Here is an 18,583-nt window from a genome sequence, read left to right as displayed (position 1 = left end):
TCTTCTCCCGTCTCAACTCTCGACGAGCAACCGGTACTCTCCACGAACGTCGTTTTCGTCGTGATAGGCGACCGGTTCTTCGATAGCGACCACGCGCTCCCCGTCGAGCGCCGCGGCCGTGAGTACACCGTCGGCGTCGCGGGTCGATACCGAACCGTCGGCCACCTCGAATACCTCCAGGCCGTGCCCCGCGGCGTCGCGGTCCCGGAAGTGCTGTGCGCTGGGCACGGCGACCCGGCCGCCTGCGGTCCCGATCCCGGTCGCGAACCCGCCGACGGGTTCGCGCCAGGCGCCCTCACCGTCGAGCGTGACTCCGACTGCCGTGTGCTCGTTCGGGTGTCGCGCCTCGGTCTCGCGACCCTCCTCGGGGTAGGTGTTGCCGGTCACGAAGACTGCGCCCGCCGACGTGGCGTGGACGTGGTTCGGGTAGGCGTAGACCCGCTCGCCGTCGACCGTCTCGGGCGTCGCCAGCGGAACGCACCAGCGGTGGCTCCCGTCGTCGTTCAGCAGGTACCCGCAGTAGTCGCCGTGACTCGCGACGACGATCCCGTCGTCGAGCAGGGAGACGTCGCCGACCCGTCGTCCGCCGTCGGTCCCGGGGTCCCAGGTCGTGCGCTCGTCGCCGGACTCGCGGTCCAGGACGACCAGCCCGCACTGGTGGTCGCCGGGACACCGGTTGTAAGCAACTGCAACACGACTGTCCCGAACCGCGAGACTGATCGGGGAGGCGTCCGCCCGATACCGCCAGGCGACGGTACCGTCGGGATCGAACGCGTAGACGACGCTGTGGAACGTTCGGCCGTCGTCGCAACGTTCGTACCGCCGCGCCGCGACGTAGACTCGCTCGTCGCCCGCCACCACGTCGGCGACGAACGGCAGGAGAAATCGCGTCTCCTCCTGTGGGTCGCCCACGTCCGTGGCCGTCTCGTAGCGCCACTGCAGGTCCCCCGAGTTCAGGCCGTGACACCGGACAGCCCCCGAGGGACCGCGTTCGCCGACGATTGCCGTGCCCTCGAAGGTATCGATGGACACGAGGCGCCCGTCGCAGGTCTCGCTGCCGCTGTCGGTCCAGTTCGGACGCAGGTCGCGGTCGAACGCACGGAGGTCGCCGCTTCCCGTGCCGACGAGTACTGTGTCGCCGGCGAGCGCCACGGCCGACCGTTTGCCCAGGTGGCGCGAGCCGGCCGGTTCGATCTCCCCGAGCGATGCTGTTCGGCGGCCGAGACTACTCATCGACCGGGAACGCCTCGTGGAGGTGATGGTGGGCTTCGCCGAAGCCGCCGAGGACACTCTCGGCCTGCTGGGTCAGCCGGTGGATCGCCCGCTCGGCGTCACGGACGGCCACGAGCCGACCCCGTGTGTAGTCGTACTCGGGGTCGTCGGGGTCCATCCGCGCGACCTCCTCCTCGAGGTCGACGAGGGCGGCATCGAGGTGCCGTTCGATCTCCGGTAACGTCTCCGCGTTGGCGAGCGCCTCGATGGGCCCCTCCATGCTCCCCTCCAGTTCGTTCCGCGCGTGTTCGCGCGTGCTTTCGTCGCCGATGCCGAGTGCCGTCATGACGCCCAGTCGCAGGGCTTCGAGTTCGTCACAGCTCATGATTGTTGGTGTCGATCACAGCGTCTGATCGACGAGGTCGGACACGATGCGGTCCCGGTCGAGGTGGGACGAGACGATGCGGTCGGCGTCGTCCTCGTCGGCGTCGCCGTACCAGACGCCGTCCGGATAGACGGCGACCATTGGCCCCTCGCCACAGCGGCCGAGACAGGAGGATCGGGTGACGCGCGCGTCGCACTCCTCGGAGTCTCGGACGGCCTGACGGAGGCGTTCGAGGACGGCCGGTGCGCCGTCGGCGGCGCAGGTCTGGTTCGTACAGACCGCGACGTGTTTCTCGGGTGCGTCGTGGACGTGCGGATCGTCGGCCACGTCCTCGCGGTCGGCGTGGGTCTCCTGGTGGGTCAGGGCGCGGAGCATGGCCCGCGCGCCGCCCACGTCTTCCTCGTAGCCGTCGAGTTCGACCTTGTACTTGCAGGTGTCACAGGACATCTCGACGCTCCCGCTCCGGGCCTCCTGCCAGCGGTCGCCCAGCACGTCCAGCAATCGTGAGTCCGTGCCCAGCGGGTCGCCCGCCGCCGCGTCGACGTAGGGATACTCGTCGTCGAACTCGTCGGCCGAGTCTCGAATGCGCTGGGTCAACACGCCGTCGCCCAGCATGTACGGGATCACGACCACCGCGTCGGGGCGATGCTTGGCGACCCCGTGCAAGGATTCGTCCAGCACGGGTTCGGTCACACCGATGAACGAGGCCTCCACGCGGGCGAAGTCGCGCCCCTCGTCGAGCAGGCGGGCGAGTTTGTGCACGTCGCCGTTGGCGTCGGGGTCGCTGGACCCCCGGGCACAGACGACGGCGAGGACGTCGTCTTCGGTCCGGTCGACGCCGAGTTCGGCTTCGACGGCCGCCGCGCGGTCGTCCAGCAGGTCGACGATGGCGGGGTGAATCCCGAGGTGTGCGCCGTTGTTGACGGTCAGCCCGTCGTGTTCCGCCCGGGCCTGCTGGACTGCCAGCGGCACGTCGTTTTTGACGTGACTCGCCGCGAACAGCGAGAGCGGGACGACCGTGACTTCCGAGACAGCGCCCGCCAGTCCCGCGATGGCCTCGGGAATCGCCGGTTCGGCGAGTTCGAGAAAGCCCGCGTCGACGGGCACGCCCAGCCGCTCTTCGAGGGCGACCGCCAGGTCGCGGACCTGCTCGTTGGATTTCTCGCGCCGGGAGCCGTGGCCGACCAGCAGGACCGCCTCGTCGTCGAACGCGCCGGCGGCGTCGCTACCAGTGGTGCTCCGACTCACGGGTCGAGGCCCTCCGCCTGTTCGAGGCTCCGCTGGAGTTTCCGTCGCCGTGAGGGCGCGAACAGTCCCGTCTCCTCGCTGCCCTCGTAGAGCCACGGGCCGACGGTCGGGACGGCCGCGTCGTCGACGCCGAACCAGTGGCCACCCGAGGAGGTCTCGGCGATCTCCCCACAGGGTGCGTCGACGGGGAGCCTGCCGAGTAGACTCCGGATGGTCTCCAGCAGTCGCCGGTCGTCGGCGACGAACGAGAGCCCGACCGTTCCAGCCGAACTCTTGAAGCAGACGGTGCCACAGCCTTCCAGCAGACCCCGAAGGAGTTCCCGGTCGTGATCGGCGAAGGTGTCGAATCGGTAGCCGCCGGGCTGGCCGCCGCGGGGCAGGCCGAACGCCGCCGACGCGCGACCGGGCAGGTCGCCGAACACTTGCACCGTGTACTCCTCCTCGGTTCTGGTGATCGACGTATCGTGAGCGTACTCCCGCTCGCGGATGCGCTTGTCGACCTGTTCGGCGCCGGCGATAGCGGCGAGCCGACGGGCCGCGGTCTCGTCGCTCGTTCGGACGGTGATCGAGTCCTCGCCGAGGTCCCCGTCGCCGACGACGCGGCCCCAGAAGTAGGCCGTCTCGGGGTGGCTGGCCAGTAGGTCCGAGGGGACGCCGGTCTCGACGCTCACGATTCGCCCTCCTCTGTGGTGACGCTGATCGCGTCGACCGGACAGGCCGCGGCGGCCTGTTCGGCGTCGGCGAGTCGGTCGTCGTCGAACGTGACCGTCACCGTCCCGTCGGCCGGTTCGGGGCCGTCGGCCGCCTCGCCTTCGATGCCGGCCAGGCCGTCCGCACGCTCGGTGAACCGGTCGTCCCGCACGAGACAGGCGAAGATGCCGTCGCAGGCCTCCCGGTCGAGTGTGACTCTGTACATGGTCAGTAGTCGTACTTGGTCTCGTAGCCGCGGGGGGTCACCATCCGGTCGTCCCAGACGTACGTGTCCTCGTTGCCCACGAGAATCGTCGTGGTCATGTCGATCAGGTCCGTCTCGCCCAGTTCGGGCAGTTCTTCGAGATCGACGATCTCGACCCGTTCGTCCTCGCGGCCGGCGGCGTGGACGACGCCGACCGGCGTCTCGGGATCGCGGTGTTCCAGCAGGATCTCACAGCACTTCTCGAAGTTCTCGCGGCGCTTCCGGCTCCAGGGGTTGTAGATCGAGATGGTGAACCCTTCCTTGGCGGCCGCGTGGAGCCGCGACTCGATCGTCGGCATGTCGGTGAGGTGGTCCGACAGCGAGATCGAGACCGTGTCGTTCACGAGGGGTGCGCCAACGCGGGCGGCACAGGACTGGGCGGCGGGGACGCCGGGCACCACGTCGAAATCCAGCATCGTGGCGGTCGCGCCTTTGGACTCGACGATCTCCAGGGCGAGCCCCGCCAGCGCGTACACGTTGGGGTCGCCGCTGCCGATGATCGCCACGTCGTTGCCGGCCAGCGCCCGGTCGATGGCCTCCTCGGTCCGGGACACCTCGCCGCACATCGGCGTGTCGTAGATGTCCTCGGCCGCCTCGGTGATTTCGTCGGGCAGGAGTTCGACGTAGGTCGTGTAGCCGACGATGTGCTCGGCCTCCGCGAGGGCGGTCTTGGCCCGGTCGGTCATCCCCTCGGGCTGGCCGGGTCCGAGGCCGACGGCGACCAGCTGGCCGGGGTCGGCCTCGAAGTCGTCGACGGTCGCGCCGACTTCCTCCTCGTCGTCGGTCGATGCGCCACAGCTCGAACTCGAACTTGACGAGTCCGTGGACGCGCCGCATTTCGACTCGCTACTCGTCTCGTCGGTGGCCGTCGTTGCGCCACACTTCGATTCCGTCTGCGTCTCTGTACTCGCGTCGCTCGTGGTGGTATCGTCAGTACTCATGGGTCAGAAATCCTCCACGTCACGCCCGCCGCGGGGCGTGACGAGAAACTCGCGGTGGTCGTTGGTCCAGACGTTCGTCTCGTGAGTGCCGATCAGGATGGACGACCCCATCCCGCCGACCTTCTCGTCGTGGTCGGTCACGTCGGCGAGGGTGGTGATCGTGTGTGTCTCGCCGTCGACGTTGCGGCCGGCGTCGTCTCGGCCGGCGTCGTTGACGATCGCGACTGGCACGTCGTCGGCCCGCTCCTCTCGGACGACCTCGATGGCCCGTTCGTAGTCGCGCCAGCAGTTGTAGAGGACGATCACGAATCCCGAGATCGCGGCCGCGCGCAGTTTCTCGGCGATCTCGTCCCAGCCGCGCCACTTGTCCGACAGCGAGACCGTACAGAAGTCGTTCGAGAGCGGCGCACCGAGGTTGGCCGCCCCGCCCAGCGCCGCCGTGACGCCGGGGACGATCTCGATGGGCACGTCGGTCGCGCCGTCCTCTTCGGCCATCGTGAACAGCAGGTCCGACTTCCCGTAGACGTTCGGATCGCCGCCGGAGACGTGGGCGATGTCCTCGCCCGCGCGAACGCGCTCGAAGGCCTCCCGCGCGAGCTCGACTTGCTGCCCCATCGTCGACCGGACCAGCGTCTGACGGTCGCCGTTCGGGCGTTCGAGGACCGTGCCGTCCTCCGACTCCGACGCGACCGCACCGCCGTCGGCGGCCGCCTCGACCGCCGCGCTCTCGGGCGGCAGGGTGCCGTCCCTCCGGAGGAACTCCTGGTAGAGGTTCGAGGCGATCACGCAGTCGGCGGTCCGGATCACGTCCTTGGCCCGCTGGGTCATCCCGCCGGGGAGTCCGGGGCCGATGCCGACGACGTAGAGGGTGCCGTAGTCTTCGGCTGGCGTCCGCTCACCGTCGGCCGCCTCGGTCCCGGTCATCGGCCGACCGCCACCGTCACGGCCTCCTCGTAGCGCTCCTTCTCCCGAATCAGTTCGTGCTCGCGCCCGCCCGCGATGGCGCTGGCCTCCGAGATCCCGGGCCAGCCGATCAGCTCCTTCGACCGGGATGGCGTCGGTCCCTCGAACTCCTCCAGAGTCTCCTTCTCGAAAGAGACGACGCCCAGGTCCAGCTCGGCCGCGGCGTCGAGCAACCCGTCTTCCTCTTCCTTCCGTGTGCCGGTCGCCACGAAGTCCACGTCCCCGAGGTCGTACTTGGTGCCTTCGAGGGCATCCTTCCAGGCGGTCTCGAACTGCTCGGCTTTCGCACCCGACACGCTCCCGGTTCCGAGGACCACGCCGCCCTCGCCGTTGCGCTTGAGGACCGTCACGTCGTCGTCGACCATCACGGCCTTCGGGCCGTCGAGGCGTTCGACCGGGCCGAGTTCGTCGTCCAGCACGGCGAGGTTCGTCGCCACCGTCGAGTCACCGTTGACGACGTGAGCGTCCAGCGCTTTGGCCTGCTTCTCGACGCCCTGCTTGTCCGCGGCCTCCGAAGCCGTCGTCATCGCCGGCACCGCGCCCATCGTGGCGAGGTCGTCGGCCACCTGGTTCGCGCCGTGGTGGCCGCCCGTGATCGGGATGGCCCACGTCAGTTCCTCGTCGACGACGACGATGGCTGGATCGTCCCACTTGTCGTCAAGTAACGGCGCGGTCTTGCGCATCGCGATCCCGCTGGCCATCAGGCCGACGAAACAGTCGTACTCGCCCCAGTGCTCGGCGAAGACCTCACCGTGGTACTCGATCAGGTCGATGGTCTCGTACCGATCACCGATTTCGTCCCTGATCTCCTCCGCTGTGTTCCACTTGCGATCGAAGGAGACGATCGCGATCTCCTCGGCGACCTCCCCGTCGCTGTCGGGGGTCGAGCAGTGACCGCCGCTCGATTCTTCGCTCTCCTCTGTGCTCGTCTCGGCCGTGTCGTCCGTGTCCGTACTCATCAGTCGTCTGCCTCCGTTTCCGTGTCGTCGCTCCCGCGCGACGCCCAGCCGTCGTAGAGGTAGGATCGTTCGTAGCCGTCGCCCGCGACCGCCTCGCCGATGATGACAAGCGCCGACGCGCGGTAGCCCGCCTCTTCCACCCGGTCACCGATTGTCGCGATGGTGCCTTCGATCACGTCCTCGTCGGGCCAGGACGCGTGGTAGACCACTGCGACGGGCGTCTCGGGGTCGTGGCCCTGGTCGAGCAATCGGTCCATCGTGTCCGCGACCGCGTGAGTACCGAGATAGACGCAGGTCGTCACGTCGCCCATCTCGACGAACTCGGCGATGTGGTCCTCGTCGGCGTCGAGCGTCTTGCCCTGCGGTCGGGTGAACGCGACGTGGTTCGAGACCTCGTTGAGAGTCAACTGCGTTCTGAGGGTCGCGCTCGCGGCGAACGCCGCGGTCACGCCGGGGACGAAGTAGGTCGGCACGCCCTCGTGTTCCAGCGCGTCCATCTGCTCCAGTGCCGCGCCGTAGATGGCGGGATCGCCGCTGTGGAGCCGGACGACGTTCTCGCCGTCATCGTAGGCGTCCCGCATCAGCGGGATCAGCTCTTCGAGGTCCTTCCCGATCGAGGAGACCGTCTCCGCGTCCGCGCAGTACTCTTCCAGCAGTTCGCTGTTGACCAGCGAACCGGCGTGAACCACCAGATCGGCGGTCTCGACGAGTTCCCGGCCGGCCACGGTCAGCAGTTTCGGGTCACCGGGGCCGGCACCGACGAAGGGGATGCCCTCCTGTTCGTCGCCAGCGCTGTGCTCGTAGACCCGCGAATCTCGCTCCGAGCGGCCTGCGGTGGCGTCGATAGCGTCCTGCGGATCGGTCTGCGAGTCAGTCATCCGACCGCACCTCCGGGGACTCGTCGCCACAGGCGACGCCTTCCGCGCGCTCCTCCGTGACGGGACCACTGTGGCCGTCTGTCGTCTCGAACTGGGCCGTCGCCAGCGCTTCCGCCGCGTCGCTCCGTGTCGCGTAAGCCAGCGTGTAGTAGTCACGCTCGTCGATCTCGCCTGGGTCCTCGGTCACGACCGTCTCGCCCTGTTCCATGAACAGCCGGCGGCCGTAGGTCACGTCGTAGCCGGCGTCGACGAGCCCCTCGTGTGTCGCGGGCGCGTCGGTCACCTTGAACAGGATCATGCGGTCCGGACCCGTCGGCGAGCGGCCCTGGTCGGCTTCCCGGAGCGCGAGCCCCGAGCCGGCCGGGACCTCGACGCCCAGCGCTGTCGCGAACGCGGTCATGGCGCTGACCCCGGGAACGACTTCCAGGTCCACGTCGGGGTGGAACGCGTCGAGGGTCCGTCGCAGGTGGCCGAACGTCGAGTAGACGTTCGGATCCCCGAGCGTGACGAAGGCGGCGTCGCCCTCCCGGGCACGGGGTGCGATCTCGGCCGCCGCCTCTTTCCAGGCCCGCCGGAGTTTCTCCTCGTCGCGGGTCATCGGGAAGTCGAGGTCGCCGATCCGAGCTTCGGGGACGTGTTCGGTCGCCACCGTCCGGGAGAGTCGCCCGGGGGAGTACACCACGTCCACGTCCTCCAGAATTCGCTTGCCGCGAACGGTCACGAGTTCGGGCTCACCCGGACCGAGGCCGATGCCGTAGAGGGTCATCGCTGGTCCTCCGGGAATCGCGAAGCTTCGCTTCGCTCACCACCATCCGTGGCAACGTCCGTCGCGCTCCCGATCAACATGTAGACCGGATTGTCCGAGTCGAAACTCGTCGCGCCGGCGAGTTCGTAACCGTGGCTGACCTGGAACTGCACGACGTCTTCGAGGAGCCCGCGGTCGCGAAAGGCCTCGGTTGCCGCGCCGGCGACTTCGAGCCGCGAGACGTTCATGATCACGCGGTCGACGCCGGTCTCGGCGGCGTGATCGAGGACGGCCTCGTAGTTGCGGCTGCCGCCGAGAAAGAGCGCGTCGGCGTCGTCGGGCAGCCCGTCGGGGGCCTCCGTCGCCCGCAGGTCGACTGCGGCGCTGGTCTCGTTTTCTTCGAGGTTCTTCCGGGTCACCTCCAGGCGCGATTCCTTGCGTTCGACGGCCGTGACACGCCCGGCTCGCCGGGCCGCTTCGATGGTGACCGCACCGGTACAGGAGCCGACCTCGACGAAGTGATCCGCGTCCGTGAGCCCCAGCTTCGAGAGCAACACGGCCCGGACCTCGGGCTTGGTCGGCCCCGCCTTCGCGTCGTGTGGGAGCGCTACGCGGGACATCACCAAATACAACCGGAGTCTCGAATAAAACAATTTTGGTTGTACTAACGAAAGCTAATTTTTCAAAATGCGTCGAGAGCGGCGCTCTCGGGAAAGTAGGCCGGGAGTATGGCAAAAGTACTTGAGTTTCCGGGTCCCACGGGCAATCATGACAGCGGACGAGTCCGGTGACGCGAACGTGCTCCGGAGCAAGCGGGACGCGACGCGCTACCAGATCCTCGTCCAGATCGCCGAGCGCCAGCCGGCAGTCAGCCAGCAGGAGGTCGCCGACGCCATCGGCATCACGTCCCAGGCGGTCAGCGACTACCTGCAGGACCTCATCAAGCAGGGTTTCGTTCAGAAACACGGTCGGGGTCGCTACGAGGTGACCAAAGAGGGGGTCGACTGGCTCATCTCCCACACCAGTCGCTTACAGGAGTACGTCACGCACGTCTCCGAGGAAGTGATCGGACAGGTCGAGATCGAGACGGCGCTGGCGACGAGCGACATCGAGGAGGGGCAGGCCGTCTCGCTGTCGATGCACGACGGCACCCTCCAGGCGACGCCGGGAACCACCGGCTCCGCGACGGCGGTCGCGGTCACCGGGGCCACCGCCGGCACGGACGTAGGTGTCACCGACTTCGAGGGCGTCCTCGACTACGAACTCGGTGACGTGACCATCGTCTCGCTCCCCCGGGTGGACAACGGCGGGAGCCGCACCGCCGACACCGACCGCGTGGCCGACCTCGCCGTCGACGCGGACCTGCTCGCGGTCGCCGGGACCGAGGCGCTGGCCACCGCCCGCGCCGCCGACCACGAACCCGATCTGCGGTTCGGGACCGCCGACGCCGTCCGCGAGGCCGCGACCCGCGGACTGGACGTCCTCCTGCTCGCCGTCGAGACCGACCTCGCGGGCCACACCGACCGCCTGCGGGAGGACAACGTGAGCTACGAGATCGTCGACGCCGCGGAGTGAGGGTGTCGTCGGTCACGCGACTCGAACTCGTCGGACCCCGCCAGGCCGGCACCTGCCCGTGTTCCCCGAATACGTTCGGGACCACACCCACGGCCTCGCTGGCCGTAGCCGCCCGTCTGGACATCCCTTCGCCGTTCTCCGGCGACGACGCGACCTTCGACGAGTACGACGCGTTCGTGCCCGAGCGCATCCCCGACCCCGGCACGTACCTCGACGACCACGTCCTGACCGGTCGGGAACACCTGGCCTTCCACCGGCAGACCCGTACGCTTTTTCACGAGCGAGGCGTCTACGACACGACCTTCGGCTACGACCTCGCGCGACTCAACCTCGACGTGCGTCACCCCGACGCTGGTACCGGTACGCGCGCGCGAGCCCAGTCTGACGGTCCCGACGCGGGCGACAGTCGCGTCCTCGTCGCCGAGTTCACGCCGACTACCGAGTTCTGTCCCCAGAGCACGAGGCTCGCGAAGGGCTCGTTCCCGGCCTGGAACGGACTCGCCCACCGCCACGAGTACGACCTCCTCCGGGTCCGGATCGACGAGATGCACTACGAGAGCGCCGTTATCAACGAGGAGTTGCGCGACCACGAGAAGTGGTACCTGGAGTCCGGAACCCTGCCGGACCAGCGCGGTGGCACGGGTGACCCCGGTGACGGGGAATACGTCGAGGGGCCCGAGACGCCGTTCTAGTCGAGTCGCTCGAACTCGACGGAGTCGAGCCGGCGTTGCAGTTCGCCGTCGATCAGGAGTTCCCCCGTCCCGGTGAGCGTGACTTCGTGATCCGGAATCTCGAAGATCAGCGACCAGTTCGACCGATCGAACGCGGCGAGTGACTCCAGTGCTTCCGTGTCGACGTAATCGTACAGGGAGTAGTCGAGTTCGTGTGGTTCGACGCCGTCCACCTCGGCGACCGCCCGGACCACCTCGACGAGTACACTCTCGCGGCTCATACTGCCCCGCCTTCCCGTTTCTCTTCGAGGCGGTGACATCCATGGGGCAACTGCGGCGGAATATGGTCGGTGTTTGCGTGCAACGCCTCGAACACCGTAGCCACCTCCTCGAATCTCGGACCGCGCTCGACACAGACGGGCTCGCGGTCCCACTCGACGAAGCCCTCCTCGGCCGGCAGCGGGAGGTGGTTGCGGATCAGTTCAGTCGGGAGTCGCTCGGGATCGTCGAGCAGGTACGTCGGATTGGCGGCCTGGGGGAGCGATAACGCCGGGTCCGGCGAGGACTCCAGCAGGTTGACGACGACCTGCCGTCGCTGCTCCGCACTGACCGCCCGGAACACGGCGTCCCAGCGCGAGATCATCTCGGCCTTCGCCCGTTCGCGGGGTGGCATACAGTTCACTGGACCGCCACCGCACAGAAAGCATTTTTGAAGGACGCTCCGGACGCTCCGTCACCGCCGTGCCCGCTGTCGGAGGATCCCGAACAAGTTCGGGACAATCCGGAGGCCGGGCCGCCGGGAACTGTCGGTGTATGCCAGCTATCGACGTGCACGAGATCCCACCGAAGGAGCGTCACCCACAGATCATGGACACCTTCGCGGAGGACGACGCCGAGGTCGACGCCTTCGACGCGGACAACTACGAGGTGCGCCGCGAGGACACCGAGAAATTCGTCGCGGAGTTCCCCAAGCAGTGATGGCCGAGACCGTCGCACTCGACGAACTGACTGGCTCGCCCCACGCGAAACTGTTCGACGAACCGCTGGTGGTCCGGCTCGATCTGTCGGCTGGTGAGACGGTCGACCCGCACCGCCATCCCGAACGGACGGTCGTTCTGCCCCCCCCCCCTCGGGCGAGATGGCGCTCGATCTCGACGAGGAGACAGACGACCTGGAACCGGACGACGTGATCCGGTTCGACGGCCGCCGAGAGGTGTCACCGAGGGCCGTCGAAGACAGCGAGGCGCTACTGGTACTCGCCCGCCGGACCGAGGACTAGTCGCCGAACAGGTCGAGGGCGATCCGGACCGGGTCGCCGTCGGCGTCCGGGGTTTCGGTCACGGCGTCCAGACGACGGTCACGACGGCCTCGTCCCGTTCGACGGTCCCGTACGCGTAGCCCCTGTCCTCGAGTTCCGGGAAGGGGTGCTGTGGCGCGCGGTCGTTGAACTGGCCCAGAACGGTCCCGTCGTCCAGGTCCGCCAGTCGCTCCAGCGTCCGCGTCGGCGGCTTCGGCGGCCCGAGGTCGCGCACGTCCAACCGTTCCTGCGGTGCCGACTGGGGCGCACCCGTCTCCTCGACGGCTCCGTGAGCGACGTCCGTGGGCTCGACTCCCATACGCCGACGTACGGCGACACTGCCCCCAATCCTTATGTCGAACCCGTTCGCACGGAGTGCCGAACACGTTCGGAACCGCCTACTGGGGAGCGTGGTGCCAACTCTCTACTATCCCATGCCACGAGCCAAACTGAGCGTCCGACTGCCGCAGGCGGCCTGGATCGGCGACCTCTCGACGGACTACCCTGACGTGGAGTTTCGGGTGCTGGCGGCGCTCCCCACGGGGGAGACGGGTGTCGGGCTGGTCGAACTCAGTGGCGAGGACCTCCCGGCGGTGATTCGGCGCATCCAGGAGCGCGAGACCGTCGTGTCGCTGGACCTGCTGGGGCAGTCCGACGACCGGACGCTGATCCAGTTCGAGACGACCGAACCGCTCTTGCTGTTCTCAGTCAAGGAGTCCGGGATCCCGCTCGAACCGCCGGTCGAGATCCGGGGTGGTCTCGCGACCGTGGAGGTGACCGCGTCCCGGGACCGGCTGTCGACGTTCGGGTCGCAACTCGAACAGTTCGGGATGAGCTTCGAGGTAGAGTACGTCCGTCGGACGGTCGATTCGACGGACCAGCTACTGACGAACCGACAGCGAGACCTCGTGGCGGCGGCGGTCCAGCAGGGCTACTACGACACGCCCCGGGGGTCGTCCCTGACGGAACTGGCCGACCACCTCGGGATGGCGAAATCCACCGTCAGCGAGACGCTCCACCGTGCCGAAGAGGCCATCGTCAAGGAGTTCGTCGCGGAACTCGACGAGGGCCCGATCGCCGAAGCCCAGTGACGCTCCGCGGCTCGTCGTTCCTACGGCGTGGGAACGTCGCCCGCGGGTTTTGAAACCGGGCTGTGAACGTGTACACATGAGCACGACCGAACCCGACCCGATCCAGGCCGGTGTCAGCGTGACTCTCGCCATCACGCGACCCCGCGAGTGTCCGCTCGCGGACGCGTCGAGCCGTTCCGGGGCGCGGGTCGACTCGGTCGCCCGGACCAGCTGTGGCTCCCAGAACAGTACCAGCACGGAGTTCACGGTCCAGACCGACTCCACGACCGACGGCGTGGACGGCGACCCGGTGTTCCGGACCGACGAAGGCGTCCGGTATCGCCGTCAGTGCGAGGCCGAGACCTGCCCCGCCGACCTGGTCGAGAGTTTCTGCTGCCCCGTCAACGACGTTCACGCCGTCGACGGAACGCTGTACGTAGTGTTCTACGCGCCCGATACCGATCAGGTGCGCGACATCGTCGCGGCCGCCCGCGAGCGGTTCGACGACGTTGCCGTCCGCAACCTCAGTCAGTCCGGTGAAGTGGTCGGGAACGGCTTCGTCTCCGTCGATACGGGCCGGCTGACCGACCGCCAGCGCGAGGTCCTGACGACGGCCTACGACATGGGCTACTTCGAATACCCGAAGGGGGCAAACGCCGAGGAAGTGGCAGCCGAACTCGAGATCTCGCCGTCGACGCTCGCGGAACACCTCGCGGCGGCCCAGCAGAAGGTCCTCGGCCCGGTGGCCAGCCAGGACTGAGCGCCGACGTGCAGGGCCGCGAGAGCGACCGCATCTACGACCCCGACGCGAAGGGACCCAGTCACGAGGGCCCCATCTACGAGTGACCGCCCGTTTCGGCGCTCGATATCGGTCACTGTGTTCGACACGAGGGTTAATCCGTCCCGAATACTGTGGTGCGATATGGCACACCACGAGACCGATGCGATCGGCCGGGTCTTCGGTCTCCAGCGGACGGCGGTCCGCGAGAGCCGCAGGGCTGTGTGGAACGGGCTCGTCCTCCAGCGACAGGTCGACGACGCGGTGCTGGTCGGCATGCGGGCGGAAGCGGCCACGCGCGAGGCGGTCGTCGAGTCGTGCGCCGACGCCGTTCGCGGCGGTGCCGACTGGCTCGCCGGCGTCCTGCCCGGTGAGGGGCCCGGCGACGAACCGGGGCCGCTCCGACGATTGCTCGACCGTCCGATCGACGCCCTCGTGAGCGCGAACGCGACTGCCAGTGACCGGTTCGTCGGTGCCGCCGACTCGGGGTTCGACCGCTACGAGCGGGGGCTCCGGTCGGTGTTGCTCGCGATCAACCGCCAGCTCAACGTCTTGCTGGACAGACACGAGGCCCTCGAACAGCGGCTCCGTGAGTACGTCGCGTCCCTCGACGAGGACGAACGCGACGAGCAGGTAGCCGAGTTTCGCCGCCAGTTGTCGACGCTCCAGGCGGACCTCCGGACGATGCACGCCCGCCTCGCGGGCTTCGCGGCCGCGATGGCCGACTGAGCCACGGGACACCAGCCGACGCCGAACTGCCACTATCGCATCACTAGCCTTCAAGCGGCTGGCTACCGACAGTCGGGACATGGCAAACGACAGTAATCCGGTGAGCCAGGCGTTCGAACTCCAGCGACAGGCGCTCGAACGGAGTCAGAAGGCCATGCAGCAGGGTATCGAGTTCCAGCAGCGGCTCAACGAGGCGATGTTGAGCGGGGCCGAAGGCGGGGCCGAGGCGACCGAGCGCGGTTCGGAGATGACACGCGAGGCGATCCACAGCACCCTCGACACGATCGAGGGGATGGTCCCCGATGGCGAGACCGACTTCGACCAGATCCGGGACGCCATCGACCAGCAGTTCGACGCCGCCGAGGAGGCGACCCAGCAGGCCAACGAGCAGGCCATCGAGTTCACGGAAGCCGGCTTCGAGAACGCCGAGTCGGCCGCCGAGTCCTACGTCGAGTCCGTCGATCAGCAGGTCGAACAGCTCCGGCAGGCCCACGAGGATCTCGAAGAACAGACACTCTCCTTCCTCGAACAGACCGAGGAACAGCTCGAGAAGCTCCAGCAGGAGACCGACGGCACGCCGTTCGACGGGTTCGAACAGCTCCAGACCCAGATGGAAGAGCTGCGCGAACGTCTCAGTCAGTGAAGTCGGCACGCGAGCGGAGATCGGACTTCCGTCACCCGATTCGGCCGGTCGAGGGCTACTCTTAAGAGTGCGGCGTACGACCGCCCACGTACAGCCATGGCAGACGAAACGCCAGTCAGCGAGATCATGAGTTCTCCGGTCAAGACGGTCGGGAAGGACGCGACCGTCGAAGAGGTGGCGCGTGTGTTCGCGGAGGAGGGCGTCGGCTCACTCATCATCGGCGAGGACCCCATCGACGGCATCATTACCGAGTACGACGTGGTCAAGTCCATCGGCCAGGGCAAGGACCCAGCGGACACGACCGTCGGCCAGTTGATGTCCGAACCGGTCGTGACCATCCGGCCCGACGACACCGTAGAGAACGCCGGTGACCGCATGGGCAACAACGGCGTCAAGAAACTGCCAGTCACCGAGGGCGGCGAGCCCGTCGGCATCGTCACCACGACGGACCTGGCTCACTTCCTGCCCCACCACCGGCTGGAGATGGCCGGACAGACCGAGGAAGACGTCTCCGACGGCGAGTTCGAGTAACTGCCCACCCCGACGCCGACCGCCACCGTGTTTTAATTGTCCGCATCAGTTCCCCCGAAACTATACCCATTCCCGACCGGGTTGTGACCCATCCGCAAGGATCTGGGTGCCGGAATGCGTGACTACGACTACTATCGGCAGACGTTCGCCGACCTGGAGTTCCCGCTGGCGTTCGTCGACCGTGACGCGTTAGACGGAAACATCGAGCAGGTACGGACGCGGGCCCGCTCGCTCCCGGTTCGGATCGCCTCGAAGTCACTGCGCTGTCGGGCGGTCATGGAGTACGTCCTCGACCACGACGGCTTTCGTGGCGTCATGTGCTATCACGGCGCGGAAGCCGCGCACCTGGCGGCACTGGGGTTCGAGGACCTGCTCGTGGCGTATCCGATCTATCAGCCGTCGGAACTGCGGACCGTCTGTGAGACGGTCGAGTCGGGGACGACGATCACGCTCATGGTCGACGGCGCGGCCCACGTCGAACGCGCCGGGGAGGTGGCCGCCGAGATCGGCGTCGAGGTCCCGCTCTGTCTCGACGTAGACATGTCGAGCGAGCATCTGGGCGTGTTCTTCGGGACGCGGCGCTCGGACGTTCGGACGCCGGCCGACGCGCTGGCGGTGGCCGACGCCATCGAGCGAACCGACGGGGTCCGACTCGACGGGGTGATGGGCTACGAGGGGCAGATCGCCGGCCTCCCGGACCGGAACCCCGCGAACAACGCGGCGGTCGACGCGGCCGTCCGCCTGCTGAAAGAGCGGTCGAAACGCGCCGTCGCCGACCGTCGCGGGGCCGTCGTCGACGCGCTGGCCGACCGCGGGCACGACCTGCGGTTCGTCAACGGCGGCGGGACCGGGAGCCTGGCGTACACGACCGACGACCCCGCGGTCACGGAAGTGACCGTCGGCTCCGGTTTCTACGCGCCGACGCTGTTCGACCACTACGACGGGTTCCAGCACACGCCGGCGGCTGGGTACGCGATCGAGGTCACTCGTCGGCCCGCCGACGACATCTACACCTGTCGCGGCGGCGGGTACGTCGCGTCCGGGCCCGCCGGCTCCGACAAGGCACCGACGGTCGCGCGACCCCGCGAGGCCGAGTTGACCGACACGGAAGGTGCCGGCGAGGTCCAGACCCCCATCGAGTACGACGGCTCGCTCTCGCTCGGTGATCCGGTCGTTTGCCGCCACGCCAAGGCCGGCGAACTGTGTCGCACCTTCGCATCGATGGCGGTCGTCGCCGACGGCGCGGTCGTCGAGACGGCACCCACGTACCGAGGTGACGGGAAATGTTTCATGTAACCACGACACCGACAGCCGAGTTCGACGAACAGCACGGGGCGACCCGGAGAAATCATGAGCAGTGAGTGGCGCAACTGGGCCGGGACGGCGTCGTGTCACCCACAGCAGTGGGAGACGCCCGCCTCGGAGGAGGAACTGCGCGAACTGGTCGCTGGCCTTGGACCAGGGGCCGGCACGCTTCGCGTCGCAGGGTCGGCCCACTCGTTCCCGCCAGTCGTCCCCAGCGGTGACGTGCTCGTCACCCTGGAGAACTACAGCGGTATCGTCGACGTCGACGAAGCGGCCCAGCAGGTGACCGTCCGCGCCGGGACGCCGCTGTCTCACCTGTCGAGCGAACTGGCCGCCTACGGGCTGGCGATGGAGAACCTCGGCGACATCGACCACCAGACCGTCGCCGGGGCGATCAGCACCGGCACCCACGGCACGGGCAGCGACCTGGGTATCCTGTCCACGCAGGTCGCCCGCATGGGGCTCATCACCGCCGACGGGACCGTCGTGGAGTGTTCGCCCGACGAGCGGCCGGACCTGTTCCGGGCCGCCCAGGTTTCGCTGGGTGCGCTCGGGGTCATCTCGACGGTCACGCTGGACGTGGTCCCCGCGTACGACCTCGAACTCCGGACCCGACCGATGCCCCTCGACGCCTGTCTCGACAGACTCCCCGAACTTCGTTCGGAGAATCGCCACTTCGAGTTCTTCTGGTTCCCCCACACGGAGACGGCCTTCGTCAAGACGATGAACCGGACCGACGCCGATCGGACGGGACCCGGCGGCGACTTCGACAGCAAAGTCGAGAACCTCGCGTGGGAGGTGCTGTGCCGGCTCTCGACCAGATTCCCGTCGACTGCGCCGTACGCGACCAGGGCTGCCGCGTGGTCGTTCTCGTCGGATCGGGCCGTCGGTCCGAGTCACGAACTGTTCGCCCACGACCGGACGGTCCGCTTCGCCGAGAGCGAGTGGAGCATCCCCGCAGACGAGATCACGCCGGCGATCCGGGAGCTCAAAGCTTGGATCGAGCGCCACGACGAACCGGTCACGTTCCCAGTCGAGGTCCGGTACACCGCCGGCGACGACATCCCGCTCAGCCCGGCCTACGGCCGTGAGTCGGGGTTCGTCGCCGTCCACAAGTACCACCGCAAGCCCCACCATCGCTACTTCGAGGCCGTCGCGTCGATCCTCCGGGAACGCGGCGGCCGACCTCACTGGGGCAAACTCCACTCGCTCGACGGCACGGACGTTCCGGCCCTGTACCCGGAGTGGAACACCTTCCGACGTGTCCGCGAGGCGTGTGACCCTGGCCGCCTCTTCCTGAACGACCACCTCGACCGGCTGTTCGGACAGTGACGATGGCTGAGCGGTCGCGCCGGTCGCCGTCCCGCCATCGCCGCACCTGATCACCCGGTGTCGATAGAAACGTCGTCGAAACCGCCGTCCTCCGAGAGATAGAGTCTACTGACCGCCGTCCCAGTCCATCCGGCACGTCTCGTCACAGAAGTGCGCCGACTGCACCTGGTCGTCTTCGATCCACGTGATGACGCGGTGCTCCGGTTCGTCGACGACGAGATCCCCACACGTCTCACAGACGGGCGCGTCGTCCTCCGATACGTCTTCGCCGATATCCGATGTCGGATCGACCATTGAGTGTACCTCTGCAACCGACGTACTTAATCCCACATATCGCCGCCGAGTGTCGAGGCCCGACAGCACCGG

At 67.9% G+C, this 18,583-nt stretch carries 26 protein-coding genes; 11 read left to right on the top strand and 15 right to left on the bottom strand.

All coding sequences use genetic code 11. The features are described 5' to 3' along the window. Nucleotides 1-12: 12 nt before the first annotated feature. Genes EAF64_RS01840 through cbiT form a run of 11 tightly spaced genes read right to left on the bottom strand, consistent with a single transcriptional unit; the run spans nt 13 to nt 8,906 of the window. Entirely contained in the window at nt 13-1,233 is a 1,221-nt protein-coding gene (locus EAF64_RS01840; protein ID WP_129067270.1) for a PQQ-binding-like beta-propeller repeat protein, read from the bottom strand. Beyond that, the gene (locus tag EAF64_RS01835; protein ID WP_129067269.1) at nt 1,226-1,597 is read right to left on the bottom strand and encodes a DUF3209 family protein; all 372 of its coding nucleotides are present in this window, start codon (nt 1,595-1,597) and stop codon (nt 1,226-1,228) included. The genes EAF64_RS01840 and EAF64_RS01835 overlap by 8 nt, the downstream gene beginning before the upstream one ends. 15 nt (nt 1,598-1,612) lie before the next feature. Beyond that, nucleotides 1,613-2,845 carry a CbiX/SirB N-terminal domain-containing protein gene (locus tag EAF64_RS01830; protein ID WP_129067268.1) on the bottom strand — a complete coding sequence of 411 codons (1,233 nt, stop codon included), beginning with the start codon at nt 2,843-2,845 and terminating at the stop codon, nt 1,613-1,615. Next, nucleotides 2,842-3,516: a cobalamin biosynthesis protein gene (locus EAF64_RS01825; RefSeq protein WP_129067267.1), complete on the bottom strand. Its 675-nt coding sequence runs from the start codon at nt 3,514-3,516 to the stop codon at nt 2,842-2,844. Before EAF64_RS01825 ends, EAF64_RS01830 begins: the two co-directional genes overlap by 4 nt. Beyond that, the gene (locus EAF64_RS01820) at nt 3,513-3,761 is read right to left on the bottom strand and encodes a ferredoxin (protein ID WP_129067266.1); all 249 of its coding nucleotides are present in this window, start codon (nt 3,759-3,761) and stop codon (nt 3,513-3,515) included. The genes EAF64_RS01825 and EAF64_RS01820 overlap by 4 nt, the downstream gene beginning before the upstream one ends. 2 nt (nt 3,762-3,763) lie before the next feature. Next, a complete protein-coding gene (cobJ, locus tag EAF64_RS01815) occupies nt 3,764-4,741 on the bottom strand; it encodes a precorrin-3B C(17)-methyltransferase (protein ID WP_129067265.1) in 978 nt (325 codons plus the stop codon). Between the two features lie 3 nt (nt 4,742-4,744). Then, nucleotides 4,745-5,665: a precorrin-3B C(17)-methyltransferase gene (locus EAF64_RS01810; protein WP_129067264.1), complete on the bottom strand. Its 921-nt coding sequence runs from the start codon at nt 5,663-5,665 to the stop codon at nt 4,745-4,747. After that, a complete protein-coding gene (gene cbiG / locus EAF64_RS01805; RefSeq protein WP_129067263.1) occupies nt 5,662-6,663 on the bottom strand; it encodes a cobalt-precorrin 5A hydrolase in 1,002 nt (333 codons plus the stop codon). The genes EAF64_RS01810 and cbiG overlap by 4 nt, the downstream gene beginning before the upstream one ends. Then, nucleotides 6,663-7,541 carry a cobalt-precorrin-4/precorrin-4 C(11)-methyltransferase gene (locus tag EAF64_RS01800; RefSeq protein ID WP_129067262.1) on the bottom strand — a complete coding sequence of 293 codons (879 nt, stop codon included), beginning with the start codon at nt 7,539-7,541 and terminating at the stop codon, nt 6,663-6,665. Before EAF64_RS01800 ends, cbiG begins: the two co-directional genes overlap by 1 nt. Beyond that, the gene (locus EAF64_RS01795; protein WP_129067261.1) at nt 7,534-8,307 is read right to left on the bottom strand and encodes a cobalt-factor II C(20)-methyltransferase; all 774 of its coding nucleotides are present in this window, start codon (nt 8,305-8,307) and stop codon (nt 7,534-7,536) included. Before EAF64_RS01795 ends, EAF64_RS01800 begins: the two co-directional genes overlap by 8 nt. After that, on the bottom strand, nt 8,304-8,906 hold the full coding sequence (cbiT, locus tag EAF64_RS01790) for a precorrin-6Y C5,15-methyltransferase (decarboxylating) subunit CbiT (RefSeq protein WP_129067260.1): 603 nt from the start codon (nt 8,904-8,906) through the stop codon (nt 8,304-8,306). The genes EAF64_RS01795 and cbiT overlap by 4 nt, the downstream gene beginning before the upstream one ends. A 148-nt stretch (nt 8,907-9,054) precedes the next feature. Between cbiT and EAF64_RS01785 the strand changes: the two genes are divergently transcribed. Together EAF64_RS01785 and EAF64_RS01780 are read left to right on the top strand one after the other, a co-directional pair. After that, nucleotides 9,055-9,861 (top strand): DUF7839 domain-containing protein, encoded by an 807-nt coding sequence (locus EAF64_RS01785; RefSeq protein ID WP_129067259.1) that lies wholly within the window; start codon nt 9,055-9,057, stop codon nt 9,859-9,861. Between the two features lie 98 nt (nt 9,862-9,959). Continuing rightward, nucleotides 9,960-10,553, top strand: coding sequence for a hypothetical protein (locus EAF64_RS01780; RefSeq protein WP_129067895.1), 594 nt, complete (start codon nt 9,960-9,962; stop codon nt 10,551-10,553). Here EAF64_RS01780 and EAF64_RS01775 read toward each other — a convergent pair. Then, nucleotides 10,550-10,813 carry a HalOD1 output domain-containing protein gene (locus EAF64_RS01775; RefSeq protein WP_129067258.1) on the bottom strand — a complete coding sequence of 88 codons (264 nt, stop codon included), beginning with the start codon at nt 10,811-10,813 and terminating at the stop codon, nt 10,550-10,552. The two genes, EAF64_RS01780 and EAF64_RS01775, sit on opposite strands and share 4 nt — an antisense overlap. Then, on the bottom strand, nt 10,810-11,205 hold the full coding sequence (locus tag EAF64_RS01770) for a hypothetical protein (RefSeq protein ID WP_129067257.1): 396 nt from the start codon (nt 11,203-11,205) through the stop codon (nt 10,810-10,812). The genes EAF64_RS01775 and EAF64_RS01770 overlap by 4 nt, the downstream gene beginning before the upstream one ends. A 140-nt stretch (nt 11,206-11,345) precedes the next feature. Here EAF64_RS01770 and EAF64_RS20710 point away from each other — a divergent pair, with 140 nt between their 5' ends. Together EAF64_RS20710 and EAF64_RS21275 are read left to right on the top strand one after the other, a co-directional pair. Further along, nucleotides 11,346-11,510 (top strand): hypothetical protein, encoded by a 165-nt coding sequence (locus tag EAF64_RS20710; RefSeq protein ID WP_193767537.1) that lies wholly within the window; start codon nt 11,346-11,348, stop codon nt 11,508-11,510. 160 nt (nt 11,511-11,670) lie between these two features. Beyond that, nucleotides 11,671-11,811, top strand: a complete 141-nt coding sequence (locus EAF64_RS21275; protein WP_227738853.1) for a hypothetical protein — start codon at nt 11,671-11,673, stop codon at nt 11,809-11,811. Nucleotides 11,812-11,869: 58 nt separating this feature from the next. Here EAF64_RS21275 and EAF64_RS01760 read toward each other — a convergent pair whose 3' ends face one another. Next, a complete protein-coding gene (locus EAF64_RS01760; protein WP_129067256.1) occupies nt 11,870-12,148 on the bottom strand; it encodes a DUF2249 domain-containing protein in 279 nt (92 codons plus the stop codon). A 115-nt stretch (nt 12,149-12,263) separates the two neighbouring features. Between EAF64_RS01760 and EAF64_RS01755 the strand changes: the two genes are divergently transcribed. The 7 genes from EAF64_RS01755 to EAF64_RS01725 all read left to right on the top strand — a co-directional run bounded on the left by EAF64_RS01755 (nt 12,264) and on the right by EAF64_RS01725 (nt 18,217). Next, complete coding sequence (locus EAF64_RS01755) at nt 12,264-12,920, top strand: helix-turn-helix domain-containing protein (protein WP_129067255.1); 657 nt, start codon at nt 12,264-12,266, stop codon at nt 12,918-12,920. Between the two features lie 76 nt (nt 12,921-12,996). Beyond that, complete coding sequence (locus EAF64_RS01750) at nt 12,997-13,659, top strand: helix-turn-helix domain-containing protein (protein ID WP_129067254.1); 663 nt, start codon at nt 12,997-12,999, stop codon at nt 13,657-13,659. A gap of 162 nt (nt 13,660-13,821) precedes the next feature. Beyond that, on the top strand, nt 13,822-14,406 hold the full coding sequence (locus EAF64_RS01745; RefSeq protein WP_129067253.1) for a hypothetical protein: 585 nt from the start codon (nt 13,822-13,824) through the stop codon (nt 14,404-14,406). 79 nt (nt 14,407-14,485) lie between these two features. Continuing rightward, nucleotides 14,486-15,049 carry a hypothetical protein gene (locus tag EAF64_RS01740; protein ID WP_129067252.1) on the top strand — a complete coding sequence of 188 codons (564 nt, stop codon included), beginning with the start codon at nt 14,486-14,488 and terminating at the stop codon, nt 15,047-15,049. A 96-nt stretch (nt 15,050-15,145) separates the two neighbouring features. Then, nucleotides 15,146-15,580 carry a CBS domain-containing protein gene (locus EAF64_RS01735; protein WP_129067251.1) on the top strand — a complete coding sequence of 145 codons (435 nt, stop codon included), beginning with the start codon at nt 15,146-15,148 and terminating at the stop codon, nt 15,578-15,580. A 114-nt stretch (nt 15,581-15,694) separates the two neighbouring features. Further along, nucleotides 15,695-16,876: an amino acid deaminase/aldolase gene (locus EAF64_RS01730; RefSeq protein WP_129067250.1), complete on the top strand. Its 1,182-nt coding sequence runs from the start codon at nt 15,695-15,697 to the stop codon at nt 16,874-16,876. Between the two features lie 54 nt (nt 16,877-16,930). Beyond that, nucleotides 16,931-18,217, top strand: coding sequence for a D-arabinono-1,4-lactone oxidase (locus EAF64_RS01725; protein WP_129067249.1), 1,287 nt, complete (start codon nt 16,931-16,933; stop codon nt 18,215-18,217). Between the two features lie 105 nt (nt 18,218-18,322). Here the strand turns inward: EAF64_RS01725 and EAF64_RS01720 are convergent, their stop codons facing one another. Next, nucleotides 18,323-18,511: a DUF7576 family protein gene (locus EAF64_RS01720; protein ID WP_129067248.1), complete on the bottom strand. Its 189-nt coding sequence runs from the start codon at nt 18,509-18,511 to the stop codon at nt 18,323-18,325. Between the last annotated feature and the right edge of the window lie 72 nt (nt 18,512-18,583).

This window comes from Halorientalis pallida, assembly GCF_004118325.1.
Lineage (GTDB): Archaea > Halobacteriota > Halobacteria > Halobacteriales > Haloarculaceae > Halorientalis > Halorientalis pallida.
This window is presented reverse-complemented; position numbering and strand designations above follow the sequence as displayed.